The sequence below is a fragment of the Prevotella melaninogenica genome (genome assembly GCF_018128065.1).
GTDB lineage: Bacteria > Bacteroidota > Bacteroidia > Bacteroidales > Bacteroidaceae > Prevotella.
In genome coordinates this window covers 828,516-842,066 of the sequence record NZ_CP072360.1, presented here as the reverse complement: position 1 = coordinate 842,066, position 13,551 = coordinate 828,516, and the positions used below count along the sequence as shown (strand labels likewise).

Below are 13,551 nucleotides of genomic sequence, written 5' to 3'. Positions count from 1 at the left end.
CATTTGGTGCGGAGGCTTAACACGAAACAAGAAGATGGCAATTTGAAAGGCAGTCTACTATCAGAAAGGTCTTGAATGACCACAGATAAGATTACAGACAGCCGACAGCCATCGAAGAAAGAGATATTACGTAAATCAAATAATAAAAATATAAAACCGACATTTATACTCACGTTATGAGAAAAAAAGTTCTTTTGAGTGCAGTTTTCCTGTTGTTTGCAACAGCTGTTTCTATGCCTGTTGCAGCTCAAAACATCATCCCACAACCTGAGAATATCAGCCTTCTGAAAGGTCACTTCAAGCTGAATAAGGGTACGAAGATTGTGACCAATCTAACAGGTAGTGACTTTAAGGTGTTGAATCAGTACACTTCTGAGGTGTTGAAGCATCCATTAGCATACGCAAAGAATCCTTCTCAACAAGGCGTCTTCCGCTTGATTTGCAAGGGAACAGCCCAGCAGGCTGCGCAGGCAATGGACAGTGTTCGTCTGCAAGGTTATGAGTTGGAGGTTGCACCAACGGGTATTACTATTCAGGCATTGACTCCGACGGGCTTGTTCTATGGTTTGCAGACTATTCGCCAGCTCGAAAAGGATGGTCAGATAGCCTGTGTAAAGGTGAAGGACGCCCCTCGTTTCGCTTATCGTGGTTTGATGATAGACTGCTCTCGTCACTTCTGGACAAAGGACTTCTTGAAGAAGCAGATTGATGCGATGGCTTATTTCAAACTCGACCGCTTCCACTGGCATCTCACTGATGGTGGTGGATGGCGCATGGAGGTGAAGAAATACCCTCGCTTGACAGATGAAGGCTCTTATCGAACGCAGTCAGATTGGACAAAGTGGTGGATGGATAATGACCGTAAGTATTGTCATAAAGATACATCGGGAGCCTACGGTGGTTATTACACACAGGAAGATATCAAGGATATCGTGCGCTATGCAGCATCTCGCCACATTGAGGTAATCCCAGAGATTGAGATGCCCGGTCATAGTGATGAGGTGGTTTATGCTTACCCAGAGATATCATGTACAGGCAAGCCTTACACGCAGTCAGACTTCTGTGTAGGTAAGGAGGCAACCTATACCTTCATGGAGAACGTGTTGAAAGAGACAATGGCGCTCTTCCCTTCTAAGTATATCCACATCGGAGGAGACGAGGCAGAACGCCGCACATGGAAGACTTGTCCTGATTGTCAGAAGATGATGAAGGAGAACAACTTGAAGGATGTAGCCGAGTTGCAGAGCCATTTCACCCATCGTATGGAAGTGTTCTTGAATAGCCACGGACGTAAACTCCTTGGTTGGGATGAGATTATGGAAGGAAAACTGGCTCCTAACGCAGCTGTGATGTCATGGCGTGGAACAGAGGCTGGTATTGAGGCTGCAACAAGTAAGCATCATGTTGTGATGGCTCCGCAGCAGTTCTATTATCTGAATATGTATCAGGACAATCCGATGGAACAGCCAAAGGCACAGGGCGGTTATACTCGTTTGGATAAGACGTATAACTATGAGCCAATCCCAGCAGAGTATAAAGGAAGCAATCTTGAGAAATATATGGATGGTGTTCAGGCGTGTGTATGGACCGAGTTCATTGCAGAGCCAAGCCATTTAGAGTATATGCTTTATCCTCGTCTGTTGGCTTTGGCAGAGACAGGTTGGACAAAGAATCGCACAGGTTATGACAACTTCCGTAAGAGAGCAGTCGTAAATGTAGACCGACTGAAGCGTGCGGGCTATAATGCCTTTGACCTCTCAAAGGAGAAGGGTTCGCGTATGGAGAGCCGTAGCATGACTCAGCATGAGGCATTGAATAAGCCAGTGACTTATCTTGGCCGCTATGCAGAGAAGTATCGTGCCGAAGGTGACAGCACACTGACCAATGGTTTGCGTGGCGACTGGGGCTACCTTGAGGGTCGTTGGCAGGGCTTCATCGATAGTACCGGTGTGGATGTTGTGGTTGATATGGGGCAGATTACGGACATCCGTGACGTTCGTGTTGACTTTATGCACCTCTATGAGTCTGTTATCTATACGCCTGAAACTATCGAGTTGATGGTGTCAGACGATGGTAAGAACTTCAAGACCATTGACACTGTAAGCCCGGGTATTAAGGCATCAGAGGACTACCTCGTTTATCCTTACAAGTGGAAGGGAGATGTCAAAGGTCGTTATGTGCGTGTGAAGGCACTCTCTCGTGAGAAGGATGCATGGATCTTTACAGACGAAATTATTGTCAACGAGAAGTAAACGAATACTTGATGAGCCGTTGGAAGACGGCTCTATCAAGAAATATAAGACAGTAAGATTAAAACAATTCAATATATGAAAAAAAGGTTCTTAACTTTAATGGCGTTTGCTGTTACCAGTCTTTTAGCCTTTGCGCAGGACTATACGCAGTATGTAGACCCATTTATTGGAACGGGCGGACACGGACATGTGTTCCTTGGTGCAAATGTTCCATTCGGTAATATTCAGGCTGGTCCAACACAGAAGAAGCAGGGTTGGGACTGGTGTTCTGGTTATCATTACAGCGACTCAACGGTTATCGGTTTCGGACAGATGCACCTTAGCGGTACGGGTATTGGTGATTTGGGTGACGTTTCACTCCTTCCTGTTACCAATCCAACACAGCGTGAGGTGAAATTCTCGCATCGTGCGGAGCATGTTCGCCCGGGCTATTATTCAGTGATGTTGGCTTCTGGTGTTCGTGTAGAGTTGACTGCAACTCAGCGTGTGGCTTTCCATCGTTACGCTTTCCCTGCTGATGCAGCGAAGGGTTACGTTATATTGAACCTTTCTCAGGGTATCGGTTGGGACAAGATGACTTCTTGCAACTTCAAGCAGGAGTCGACTAAGACCGTTAGCGGTTACCGTATGTCACAAGGATGGGCTAAGGACCAGCGCGTTTACTTTGTTGCTGAGTTCTCACAGCCTGTTAAGTTGGAGTCAAATGAGCGTGATACAATCGGTGTCTTTTCTGTTGACAATGCTGAGCAGCCACTTCTTGTAAAGGTAGGTATCTCTGCAGTGAGTGTTGAGAACGCTCGATTGAATATCCAGAAGGAACTTTCAGGCTGGGACTTCCGTAATACTGTTGCTTTGGCGAAGGATGAGTGGAACCGTGAATTGAGTAAGATTGCTATCAAGACAGAGGATGAGCGTGCAAGAAAGATATTCTATACAGCAATGTATCACTCAATGATTGCACCTTCTGTCTTCAATGATGTAAACGGTGAATATCGTGGTGCAGACGGCAAGACTCATAAAGGTGACTTTACAAATTATACTACCTTCTCACTTTGGGATACCTATCGTGCTGCACATCCATTGATGACAATCATTCATCCAGAGAAGCAGCGCGACATCGCACAGACCATGCTTCATATCTTTAAGGAGCAGGGTAAGTTGCCTGTATGGCACCTTGTGGGCAATGAAACCGACTGTATGATTGGTAATCCGGGCGTTCCTGTGCTTGTTGATATTGCACTGAAAGGCTATGATGTAGATAAGAATGCAGTCTTTGAGGCTGCTAAGGCTTCTGCAATGCTTGATGAGCGTGGTATGGGATTATTGAAGAAGTATGGTTATATTCCTTGTGATCTCGATCCAGAGCATGAGACAGTTGCAAAGGGATTGGAGTATGCTTTGGCTGATGCTTGTATAGCAAAACTTGCAAAGCAGTTGGGTAAGACCGCTGATTACAAGTACTTCTCTAAGCGCAGCCAGTCATATCGTGACTTCTACTTCGACAGGAAAACGAAGTTTATGCGTGGTGTAACATCTGATCGTAAGTTCCGTGAACCATTTGATCCATTCAGCACTGTACACCGTCAGGACGACTATGCTGAGGGTAATGCATGGCAGTATGTGTGGCTTGTTCCACACGATGTGCATGGTCTTGTTTCTGCCTTCGGTGGTGAGAAACCATTTGTTTCAAAGCTTGATTCCCTCTTCATCGTCAATGGTGACATGGGAGCAGAGGCCTCACCAGACATTACGGGTCTGATTGGTCAGTACGCACACGGTAATGAGCCAAGCCATCATATCCTTTATATGTACAACTATGTGGGTCAGCCTTGGAAGGCAGCGGATAAGATTCGCTATGTACTCAAGAACTTGTATCACGACGACTTCGATGGTTTGAGTGGTAACGAGGATGTGGGTCAGATGTCTGCATGGTACATTCTTTCAGCTCTTGGTATGTATCAGGTTGAGCCAGCAGGAGGCAAGTATATCTTCGGTACACCGCTCTTCGATGAGGCTTCGGTGAACGTTGGAGATGGTAAGACATTCCGTGTTGTGGCACATAACAACAGCGATAAGAATATTTATATTCAGAGTGCTAAGTTGAATGGTAAGCCTTATACCCGTTCTTACATTGACTTCAAGGACATCAAACGTGGTGGAACACTTGAGTTTGTAATGGGTAACAAGCCTTCTCAGTTTGGTGTAAAACCTGCTGACAGACCCTAAAAGTTTTTGGAGTTAAGGAATTAAGGAGTTAAAGGGAGTTAAGACAAATGTATTGTTGGGCTATATTAATAAAAAACATTACGTTGATATTGAAGTCATCAGATTTTGCCCCATATAACATTTGTCTTAACTCCCTTTAACTCCTTCACTCCTTAACTCCTAATAGTGCATCAATCTTTAATACTAATAAATTACTATGCCTAATTTTAATGATGTTGTATCACAGTTCCGTATTGAGGGAACTGTTGAGAATGTAAGTCCAATCGGTAATGGACTGATCAATGAAACACTGCGTGTATCAACGGTAGATGCTAATACGCCTGATTATATCTTACAGCGTATTAACAACGCCATATTCACTGATGTAGACCTTTTGCAGCATAATATCGAGTTTGTAACAGACCATATCCGCCACAAGTTGGTAGAGAAGGGTGAGATAGATATTGAGCGTAAGTGTCTGCGTTTCGTACAGGCTAAGGACGGTAAGACCTACTACAAGGATGCTGACGATCGCTACTGGCGTATGAGTGTGTTCATTCCTAATGCTGTTACCAAAGAGGAAGTAAACCCAGAGAGCGCATTCTGCTGTGGTGAAACCTTCGGTAACTTCCAGAATATGTTGGTTGATCTGAAGGAACCATTGGGAGAAACCATCCCTGACTTCCATAACATGGAACTTCGTCTGCGCCAGTTGCGTGAGGCTGTTAGTGCTGATAAGGCTGGTCGAGTGGCTTCTGTGAAAGATATCCTTGCTGAGTTAGAGCGTGATGCAGACGAGATGTGTCTTGCTGAACGCCTCTATCGTGAGGGTACACTGCCTAAGCGTATCTGTCATTGTGATACAAAGGTGAACAATATGATGTTTGATAAGGATGGTAAAGTGCTCTGTGTTATCGACCTTGACACTGTAATGCCAAGCTTTATCTTCTCTGATTATGGCGACTTCTTGCGCACTGGTGCAAACCATGTGGCTGAGGATAGCGATAATTATGATGCTGTCGGACTGAAAGAAGATGTCTTCTGCTCATTCACAGAAGGCTATCTCAGTACGGCAGGCAACTTCCTTACCCCTGTAGAGACAAGTCACTTGCCATACGCAGTAGCACTCTTCCCATATATGCAGTGTGTTCGTTTCCTTGCTGATTACATCAATGGAGACGTTTATTTCAAGACAAAGTATGCTGAGCACAACCTCGTTCGCTCACGCAATCAGCTCTTACTCTATCGTGACGTACGTCGTCATGACCAGATGATGGCTGACTTTGTGAAGAAGACTTTGAAACAATGAAACAACTCGAAGTAAAACGTTTGGAGTGTCAGCAGGTGAAAGCTGTTGACATTCCTGCTCTTTTCAAGGATAATGGTGTATCTTACAATAAGATAGATACCGTCGATTGGGCAGCAGAATATCCTTATTGTCCAAGTGTAGAGTTTGCCATTGCCCATAAAGGTGATGCCATTCTGTTGCATTATCGGGTAGAGGAAGACTGTGTGCGTGCTGAGGCAGGCACTGATTTAGGTCCTGTTTGGCAAGACTCCTGCTGTGAGTTCTTCTGCAGCCCTGATGAAGAAGGAGGCTATTACAACCTTGAAAGCAACTGTATCGGTACGGTATTGCTATGCAATGGACAGGGACGAGAGAATCGTACTCATGCCCCAGCAGCAGCCTTAGAGCAGATTGATCGCTGGGCATCTTTGGGCCGTGAGCCTTTCGAGATGAGAGAGGGACGACAGACATGGGAACTCACACTCGTTGTTCCTGTTAGTTCTTACTTCCGTCATACAATAGAGAATCTCTCTGGAAAGACCATAAGAGCTAATTTCTATAAGTGTGGTGACAAGACATCGCAACCTCATTTCCTCTCATGGAATCCAATTGCCTTGCCTTCTCCCGACTTCCATTGCCCTGCTTTCTTCGGTGAATTGAACTTTGAATAAGAGATAAAAAGAGTATGTGTATTAGGATATAGGAATGCAAGTGTAGTCCTATATTTTAATACACATTTTTTGTTACTACCAGAAAAACGCTTTCCTTATAAGTTTTTACTTGTATCTTACGATGATTTATAAGAACAATAACGAACGGCTTTACCTCTTTCTACCAATGTGTTGATGCTTAACACATGTGGTGCGGATGGTAAACACAAATGGTGCTGAGCGTTAACACCAATCAATAGATTGCTGATGGAGGAAAGAAGTAAGGGTTAATGAGTTATTTGAGGATATGATTTATGGGATAGCAATAAGTCTTAATATTTTGTATAACAAATAAGGGGAGCTATTCGTTCTCCTTTTCTTTTTCTAATAACCAAGCTTTTCGGGCTATTCCACCAGCATATCCACTAATTTCTCCATTGCTTGCCACAACTCTATGGCAGGGAATGATGATCATTAGTGGGTTATGATGATTAGCATTACCCACAGCACGGGCGGCTTTTTCTCGACCTATCTGCCTTGCTAATCCAGTGTAAGAAAGAGTTTCTCCGTATGGGATTTGCTGCAAACTCTTCCATACAATTTGCTGAAAGGGAGTACCGTTTAATCGTATGGGGAGGTCGAAAGCCTTGCGCTTTCCAGCGAAATATTCTGTCAACTGGCGGCAAGCCAAAGTCAGCAATGCGTTTTGCTGTTCTTTGTCTTCCTCCCATGTGGCAATGAATTGTTCATCGACGGAATCTTCCCATTGACAATAAACGATAGCATTTCCGCTCTCGCCAATCAATAGAATGCCGAGGGGAGAAGGGTAGCGACAGTAGTGCATGGATTATTCCTCTACTATCTCAGCATCCTCAATATCGTCTGTAACCAACTTGTTGCCAGTTACAATCTTCGCATCTTCAGCCTTTTCAAAAGCTCTGCGAACAAGATACATGCGGATAATCAAGGCGAATTCCAAGACTCCATAGTACATGAATGCCCATCCAATCACCAACAGCGGAAGCGCTGCTGCCTCCATTGGTTTGCTGATTAGCAGAATGGCTACTACCAAGATTACGGTTGGGAAGAGCCATAGATAGAAAGGAACGCGAGCGTACTGGCGTGAACGAGCGAGGTTCATAAACTGATTAATAGCACCGAGAATTAGCAAGGCTGCAAGGATATAAACTACCCCAGTCATGAACGTGTTTGGTATAACGGCAAGGATGATACCCAAAACTATGCTACCGATACCAGCGATAGGGAAAGAAGGCGACTTGAGATTTTCTTCTTCTTGTTGCTCATCTTGCTGTTCTGCTTTCGCAGTTTTCCTCGCCACTTTCTCCTTTTCAAAGTAGTAAGCGATACAAGAAACGAGTCCTGAGAGCAGGAAGAGTACACCCACAGTGATGGTCATCCACGTCATAGTTTCCTCACGGTATTTCACGAGGAGGAAACCAGTCACTAATACGATAATAGCCCTTATGGCTGAAATTTGAAGTACTTTCATAAATGCAAAAATACAAAATAATCTCTATTCCAGCGTTTTCTCCTTGACTTTTTATTATTTTTGCAATAAGAAAAGAAGAAGTTATGACTTTATTATATCTTGTAAGGCATGGTGAGACGGTTGATAATGCCAATCAAATCATGCAAGGACAGACACCCGGAGAACTGAATGACAATGGTATCAGACAGGCAGAAGAACTTGCTGAGCGATTGAAAGATGAGCCGATTGATGCGTTTGTTTCAAGCGATTTGCAGCGTAGTATTCATACCTGTGAGCTGATAGCTGCACCTCATGGGAAGGCTGTTAGGACTACTTCTTTGCTTCGTGAACGAGATTGGGGTTCGTTTACGGGGAAGTATATTCCCAGTTTGGCTAATCTTAAAGACCCTTCTTTGTGGCCTGATGACATTGAAAGTTTGGAAGCTCTAAAAGCTCGTGCTAAGGAGTTTCTCGCATGGTTAAAGAAAGAATATCCTAATAAGAGGGTGTTGGCAGTAGGACATGGTATCATCAATAAAGCTATCCAAAGTGTTTATTATGATAAACCAATGAATGAACTAAAGCCGATGGGTAATGCCGAGGTTAGGATGCTTGAGCTAAACAAGTTGACGAGTGAACAAGTTGACGAGTGAACAAGTTGCTTGTGTGCATTCATTGATAGAAGTCAGTAAGTTATTCTGTCTTTTCTCTTTTCTTGTTTCATTTTCTCTTTTCTCTTTTTTATATCATTTTGGTTGTTTTTTATAAAAAATGTTTTATACCTTTCATGTAGTAAAAAATATTTTATATCTTTGCAAGTGTGTTTTGTAGAAATAGACTCTGTTTAAGTTACAACAGTATAACTAATAATCCCAAAAATGAAGTATGCTTTAATAACAGGTGCGTCACGTGGAATAGGACGCTCAGTAGCCTTGCTTTTAGCAGAACGGTACTCTATTATTATCAATTATCAGTCTAATGCAGAAGCTGCTCAAGCAGTAAAACAGGAAATAGAGGCCAAAGGCGGACATGTGGAACTTCTTCCTTTCGATGTTTCTGATCCGAAGGCGATAGAGGCAGCCATTGACACATGGGAAGCATCTCATCCTGACGAGTTTATTTCTGTATTGGTAAACAATGCCGGTATTCGTCGTGATAATGTTATGTTTATGATGTCAGACGAAGACTGGCATAGTGTTCTTGACACGAATATGAATGGATTTTTCTATATCACCCGCAGGCTTCTCAAGCACATGATGCCGCGTAAGCGTGGTGGACGAATCATCAATATGGCCTCATTGTCAGGTTTGAAAGGTTTGCCAGGACAAGTAAATTATAGTGCAGCAAAAGCTGCTCTGATAGGCGCCACGAAAGCTTTGGCACAGGAAGTGGCTGCTCGTAAGATTACGGTGAATGCTGTTGCACCTGGTTTTGTTCAGACCGATATGACTAAGGAACTGCCTGAGGACGAATTGAAGAAACTTGTCCCCGTCGGTCGTTTTGGAACACCAGAAGAAGTTGCAGCTGTCGTGGCTTTCCTTGCCTCTGATGCTGCAGCATACATCACAGGTGAGGTTATCAATGTGAACGGAGGCTTGTACACCTAACACTGTGGCAATCTCAGTTTCCTTTAGCAAGGAAGCGTTTTTGAAGAGACTTTTACCTTTTTCCTGTCAGGACAATCCTGAAGGTTTCATTATATATTGAGAACACGTAAATTAGAAATATATCCTTTCCTAATGATAGGTCACCATTTGATAGTGATAAAGGAAGGTTTGATAATAATTAACAAATGGAAAGAAGAGTAGTTATCACTGGAATGGGAATCTGGTCATGTCTTGGTACTGACCTTGCGACCGTAAAGGCTTCATTATATACGGGAAAGTCGGGTATTGGTATTCAACCCGAGCGTCTTACCTATGGCTATCGCTCAGCGCTAACCGGAATTGTTGAGCAACCTGTTATCACAAAAAAGATGCTTGATAGGCACACACGTGCTTGTATGTCAGAGGAAGCTCGTTATGCTTATATGTCGAGTTTGCAAGCCTTTGCGCAGGCAGGAATCTCTGATGAGTATCTCCTTGCGAATGAGGTAGGATGTATCTTTGGTAATGACTCCTCTGCCCAACCCGTTATTGAGTCATCAAAGATTATGGACGAGAAGCACGATTCAGCCATGTTAGGCTATGGTCTCATCTTCCAGTCGATGAACTCAACAGTGAACATGAACCTCAGTACCATCTTTCACCTGCGTGGAGTGAATTTCACGGTCAGCTCAGCTTGTGCCAGTGGCAGTCATTCTATTGGCTTAGGTTTTATGATGATTAAGCAAGGGTTGCAGGATTTGGTGCTCTGCGGTGGTGCGCAGGAGACAAACTACTATTCTATGGCATCGTTTGATGCACTCGGAGCATTCTCTGCCCGTATGGATGAACCTACCAAGGCGAGTCGCCCATTTGACCGAGATCGGGATGGGCTGATACCGAGTGGTGGTGCAGCTTCATTGGTATTAGAAGACTATGAGCATGCCAAGGCACGTGGTGCGAATATCCTTGCAGAGGTTGTGGGTTATGGCTTCTCAAGCAATGGCGGTGGAATCAGTCAGCCTTCTGACGCTGGCAGTGAGATTGCCATGGGGCGTGCGCTGGCAGCAGCTGGGATGACAGCCGACGATATAGACTATATCAATGCCCATGCAACCAGTACCCATCAGGGCGATATGTATGAGGCAATAGCCCTAAATTGTATGTTTGAGGGTAAGCATGCCCTAATCTCATCCACCAAGAGCATGACAGGTCATGAGTGTTGGATGGCAGGAGCGTCAGAAGCAGTGTATAGCATTCTCATGCTGCAAAATAATTTTGTCGCACCGAATATCAACTTTGAGAATCCTGATGAATACTCTGAAAAACTTAATCTTGCAACGACGACCATAGAGACCGAACTTGATACCGTCTTAAGTAACTCGTTTGGTTTCGGTGGAACAAACTCCGCTTTAGTCATCAAGAAATACAAAGAATAACCGAAGATATTGTTAAACCTTATAATATGGTTGGATATGAAAAAAAACTTCAACGGATTTATAATCCTTATGTTGGCACTCTTCTATAGTGTTGTTATCAAGGCACAGCGTGATGAAAGTTATGGTTGGGAACAGGCACCACGTTACAGAGGCTTCATTGGTGAGAGCTATGTCTTTGGTACTGGCGACGACAGCAAGAACAGAAGTTATGTCTATACTTCGCATGGTATGGAGCTTACACCAGGCTTCTATTTAGGAGGTGGTGTTGGTGCAGCCTATTGGTGGGAAATGGAAGAATGGAATGTACCAGTCTTTGTAGATGCAAGATTAGAGTTCCATAAGTCTTTGCGTAAGAATTTCTCACCTTATGTTGCGACAAAGGTAGGATATAGCTTTGGTGATGTTAACGGTCTTTATATTGCTCCTCAGATAGGTTGCCATTTCTATTTCGGTCATAGCAAGTTCGGTATCAGTACCGCCCTTGGCTATACTTATCAAGGTCGACATTTAGATTATGGCCTGTTAGACAAATCCTCTAACGTTGGAGGAGTGGAGCTTTCTGTGGGTTTAGACATTTAAACAATTTCTTAATTCAATATTAACTAATAATAAACTATTATGAAAAGAGTATTATTGCTACTATCGTTTGTGATGTGTTGCGTGGCAACGTTGTTTGCTAAGGCCGATGTAACATTAAAGAGTGGATCACTTTCCAAGCTCAAGAGTTCAAATGCAAAGGTTTATGTTGTATGGGACTATAGCCATGCCACATTAGAAGGACAGGACGTGAAGGCTTTCTTGAAAGAGAAAGGACCAGATTGGACACGTGACTACAAGTCAGAGATTGCGCGTTCAGAGCAAAACTTCATGGAACGTTTCAATGAAAAGACGAAGAGTGTTAAGATTACGGATAAGAAAAGTGAAGCCGATTACACCATCGTCATTGAGGTGAAGGATTTCCATTATGGAAGCACAGGCGTATCCGTTCTCATTGGTTTTGGTGCTGGTGATGCCCACATGAACGCCCTGATGACTTTCTATGAGAAGAATGTAAAGCAGCCATTTGCTGTCATTGATGTCGATGGCGTTGCCGGAGCTGGTTATGGTAATGAGAAACGTCGTGTAGAGACCTACCGTGAATTGGCAGAACAAGTAGTTAAATTGATTAAAAAGGCTAAGTAGAATGATATGTCTCTCTTGTTTTAAGACAAGAGAGACTGCTTTGAGAGCGAACATATACTTTACATAACAGGAGAAAGAAGATAAAACAACAAGAGAGTTAGAATGAATCTATTTCAATCAGAAAGTGACAGATACACGCAGGAACAGCTGACAGCACGAGAGGCACAGCGCCTTGCCGAGTATATAGCATGGGGACCAGTAATCTTTCAGGTATCCCGTCTTATGGTGAAATGGGGCATACTGGATGCGTTGCGAGATAGCTTGGAAGGATTGACCTTAGAGGAACTTAAGAAGCAGACCGCGCTCTCAACGTATGCACTGAAGATACTGCTTGAAGCATCGCTGAGTATAGGAACAGTGCTCATTAATAAGGAAAACGACCGTTATACGATATCTAAGACAGGCTGGTTCCTGCTTAATGACCCAGCGACACGTGTGAACATAGACTTCAATCATGATGTCAACTATCGTGGAATGTTCTATCTTGATGAGGCTCTTAAGGAAGGTAAGCCAGCCGGACTGAAGACACTTGGCGACTGGCCTACCATTTATGAAGGTCTGTCAAAGCTCGATAAGCAGGTACAGGATAGCTGGTTTGGCTTTGATCACTTCTATAGTGACCACTCTTTTGATAAGGCCTTAAAGATTGTCTTTGCCAAGCATCCTAAGCATCTGATGGATGTCGGTGGTAATACGGGTCGTTTTGCATTACGTTGTGTAGCGTATGATTCTGAGGTTAAAGTCACAATCGTCGACCTTCCAGGACAGATTGGAATGATGCAAAAGAACATCGCAGGGAAAGATGGGGCCGACCGCATAGGAGGCTTCCCGACGAATATCCTCGATAGGGATAACAAACTGCCAGAAGGGCATTGGGATGCCATCTGGATGAGTCAGTTCCTCGACTGTTTCTCAGAAGAAGAAATCTTTAGTATTCTTGTTCGTGCCGCTAAGGTGATGACGGCAGAAACGAGCTTATATATCATGGAGACCTTCTGGGACAGACAGAAGTATGAGCCAGCCTCTCTCTGTCTGACGATGACAAGTGTCTATTTCACGGTAATGGCCAATGGTAACAGTAAGATGTATCACTCTGACGATATGTTCAAACAGATAGATCGAGCAGGGTTGAAGGTTGTTGCGACGCATGACGAGATAGGACAGGGACATACAATATTAGAAGTAAAACTGAAATAATTTATTAAGTAAAGCAAATAATGGAAAGAAAAGAAATTGAAGAGAAAGTAAGAAACTTCCTCATCGAGGATTTGGAAATTGAAGAAGATAACATTGCACCAGACGCAAAGTTAAAGGATGACCTTGGTATTGACAGTTTGGACTTTGTAGATATCGTTGTTATTGTAGAGAAGAATTTCGGCTTTAAGATTAAGCCAGAGGAGATGAAAGGTGTAGTAACCTTGTCACAGTTCTGCGATTATATAGAAAGTAAGGTTGGCTAATAC

Annotated in this window: 13 protein-coding genes; 11 read left to right on the top strand and 2 right to left on the bottom strand. The window is 43.6% G+C overall.

The genetic code is table 11. The features are described from left to right. The first annotated feature begins 176 nt into the window (after window positions 1-176). From J5A56_RS09215 to J5A56_RS09200, 4 genes are all read left to right on the top strand, one after another. A complete protein-coding gene (locus J5A56_RS09215) occupies window positions 177-2,252 on the top strand; it encodes a glycoside hydrolase family 20 protein (RefSeq protein WP_021671909.1) in 2,076 nt (691 codons plus the stop codon). 75 nt (window positions 2,253-2,327) lie between these two features. Beyond that, a complete protein-coding gene (locus J5A56_RS09210; RefSeq protein WP_021671908.1) occupies window positions 2,328-4,478 on the top strand; it encodes a GH92 family glycosyl hydrolase in 2,151 nt (716 codons plus the stop codon). Between the two features lie 196 nt (window positions 4,479-4,674). Continuing rightward, window positions 4,675-5,766, top strand: coding sequence for a phosphotransferase enzyme family protein (locus tag J5A56_RS09205; protein WP_021671907.1), 1,092 nt, complete (start codon window positions 4,675-4,677; stop codon window positions 5,764-5,766). Next, complete coding sequence (locus J5A56_RS09200) at window positions 5,763-6,416, top strand: carbohydrate-binding family 9-like protein (protein ID WP_021671906.1); 654 nt, start codon at window positions 5,763-5,765, stop codon at window positions 6,414-6,416. Before J5A56_RS09205 ends, J5A56_RS09200 begins: the two co-directional genes overlap by 4 nt. A 340-nt stretch (window positions 6,417-6,756) precedes the next feature. Here the strand turns inward: J5A56_RS09200 and J5A56_RS09195 are convergent, their stop codons facing one another. Then, on the bottom strand, window positions 6,757-7,239 hold the full coding sequence (locus J5A56_RS09195; RefSeq protein ID WP_021671905.1) for a methylated-DNA--[protein]-cysteine S-methyltransferase: 483 nt from the start codon (window positions 7,237-7,239) through the stop codon (window positions 6,757-6,759). Window positions 7,240-7,242: 3 nt separating this feature from the next. After that, complete coding sequence (locus J5A56_RS09190; protein WP_021671904.1) at window positions 7,243-7,905, bottom strand: DUF308 domain-containing protein; 663 nt, start codon at window positions 7,903-7,905, stop codon at window positions 7,243-7,245. An 83-nt stretch (window positions 7,906-7,988) separates the two neighbouring features. On the opposite strand from J5A56_RS09190, the gene J5A56_RS09185 reads away from it, so the two are divergent. The 7 genes from J5A56_RS09185 (at window position 7,989) to J5A56_RS09155 (ending at window position 13,548) form a co-directional block, all read left to right on the top strand. Then, the gene (locus tag J5A56_RS09185; RefSeq protein ID WP_021671903.1) at window positions 7,989-8,537 is read left to right on the top strand and encodes a histidine phosphatase family protein; all 549 of its coding nucleotides are present in this window, start codon (window positions 7,989-7,991) and stop codon (window positions 8,535-8,537) included. Between the two features lie 225 nt (window positions 8,538-8,762). Then, a complete protein-coding gene (gene fabG / locus J5A56_RS09180) occupies window positions 8,763-9,491 on the top strand; it encodes a 3-oxoacyl-ACP reductase FabG (protein ID WP_021671902.1) in 729 nt (242 codons plus the stop codon). Between the two features lie 185 nt (window positions 9,492-9,676). Next, window positions 9,677-10,906 (top strand): beta-ketoacyl-[acyl-carrier-protein] synthase family protein, encoded by a 1,230-nt coding sequence (locus tag J5A56_RS09175; protein ID WP_021671901.1) that lies wholly within the window; start codon window positions 9,677-9,679, stop codon window positions 10,904-10,906. A gap of 36 nt (window positions 10,907-10,942) precedes the next feature. Continuing rightward, window positions 10,943-11,485, top strand: a complete 543-nt coding sequence (locus tag J5A56_RS09170; RefSeq protein WP_021671900.1) for a hypothetical protein — start codon at window positions 10,943-10,945, stop codon at window positions 11,483-11,485. Window positions 11,486-11,524: 39 nt separating this feature from the next. Then, the gene (locus J5A56_RS09165) at window positions 11,525-12,088 is read left to right on the top strand and encodes a hypothetical protein (RefSeq protein WP_021671899.1); all 564 of its coding nucleotides are present in this window, start codon (window positions 11,525-11,527) and stop codon (window positions 12,086-12,088) included. Between the two features lie 102 nt (window positions 12,089-12,190). Then, a complete protein-coding gene (locus J5A56_RS09160) occupies window positions 12,191-13,285 on the top strand; it encodes a methyltransferase (RefSeq protein WP_021671898.1) in 1,095 nt (364 codons plus the stop codon). 20 nt (window positions 13,286-13,305) lie between these two features. Beyond that, a complete protein-coding gene (locus J5A56_RS09155; RefSeq protein ID WP_021671897.1) occupies window positions 13,306-13,548 on the top strand; it encodes an acyl carrier protein in 243 nt (80 codons plus the stop codon). The last annotated feature ends 3 nt before the right edge of the window (window positions 13,549-13,551 follow it).

Bases quoted from the DNA above. Each gene is read 5' to 3' on its own strand.
- J5A56_RS09215 (WP_021671909.1), top strand. From the start codon at position 177: ATGAGAAAAAAAGTTCTTTTGAGTGCAGTTTTCCTGTTGTTTGCAACA.
- J5A56_RS09160 (WP_021671898.1), top strand. From the start codon at position 12,191: ATGAATCTATTTCAATCAGAAAGTGACAGATACACGCAGGAACAGCTG.
- fabG (WP_021671902.1), top strand. From the start codon at position 8,763: ATGAAGTATGCTTTAATAACAGGTGCGTCACGTGGAATAGGACGCTCA.
- J5A56_RS09155 (WP_021671897.1), top strand. From the start codon at position 13,306: ATGGAAAGAAAAGAAATTGAAGAGAAAGTAAGAAACTTCCTCATCGAG.
- J5A56_RS09165 (WP_021671899.1), top strand. From the start codon at position 11,525: ATGAAAAGAGTATTATTGCTACTATCGTTTGTGATGTGTTGCGTGGCA.
- J5A56_RS09190 (WP_021671904.1), bottom strand. From the start codon at position 7,905: ATGAAAGTACTTCAAATTTCAGCCATAAGGGCTATTATCGTATTAGTG.
- J5A56_RS09200 (WP_021671906.1), top strand. From the start codon at position 5,763: ATGAAACAACTCGAAGTAAAACGTTTGGAGTGTCAGCAGGTGAAAGCT.
- J5A56_RS09205 (WP_021671907.1), top strand. From the start codon at position 4,675: ATGCCTAATTTTAATGATGTTGTATCACAGTTCCGTATTGAGGGAACT.
- J5A56_RS09210 (WP_021671908.1), top strand. From the start codon at position 2,328: ATGAAAAAAAGGTTCTTAACTTTAATGGCGTTTGCTGTTACCAGTCTT.
- J5A56_RS09175 (WP_021671901.1), top strand. From the start codon at position 9,677: ATGGAAAGAAGAGTAGTTATCACTGGAATGGGAATCTGGTCATGTCTT.
- J5A56_RS09185 (WP_021671903.1), top strand. From the start codon at position 7,989: ATGACTTTATTATATCTTGTAAGGCATGGTGAGACGGTTGATAATGCC.
- J5A56_RS09170 (WP_021671900.1), top strand. From the start codon at position 10,943: ATGAAAAAAAACTTCAACGGATTTATAATCCTTATGTTGGCACTCTTC.
- J5A56_RS09195 (WP_021671905.1), bottom strand. From the start codon at position 7,239: ATGCACTACTGTCGCTACCCTTCTCCCCTCGGCATTCTATTGATTGGC.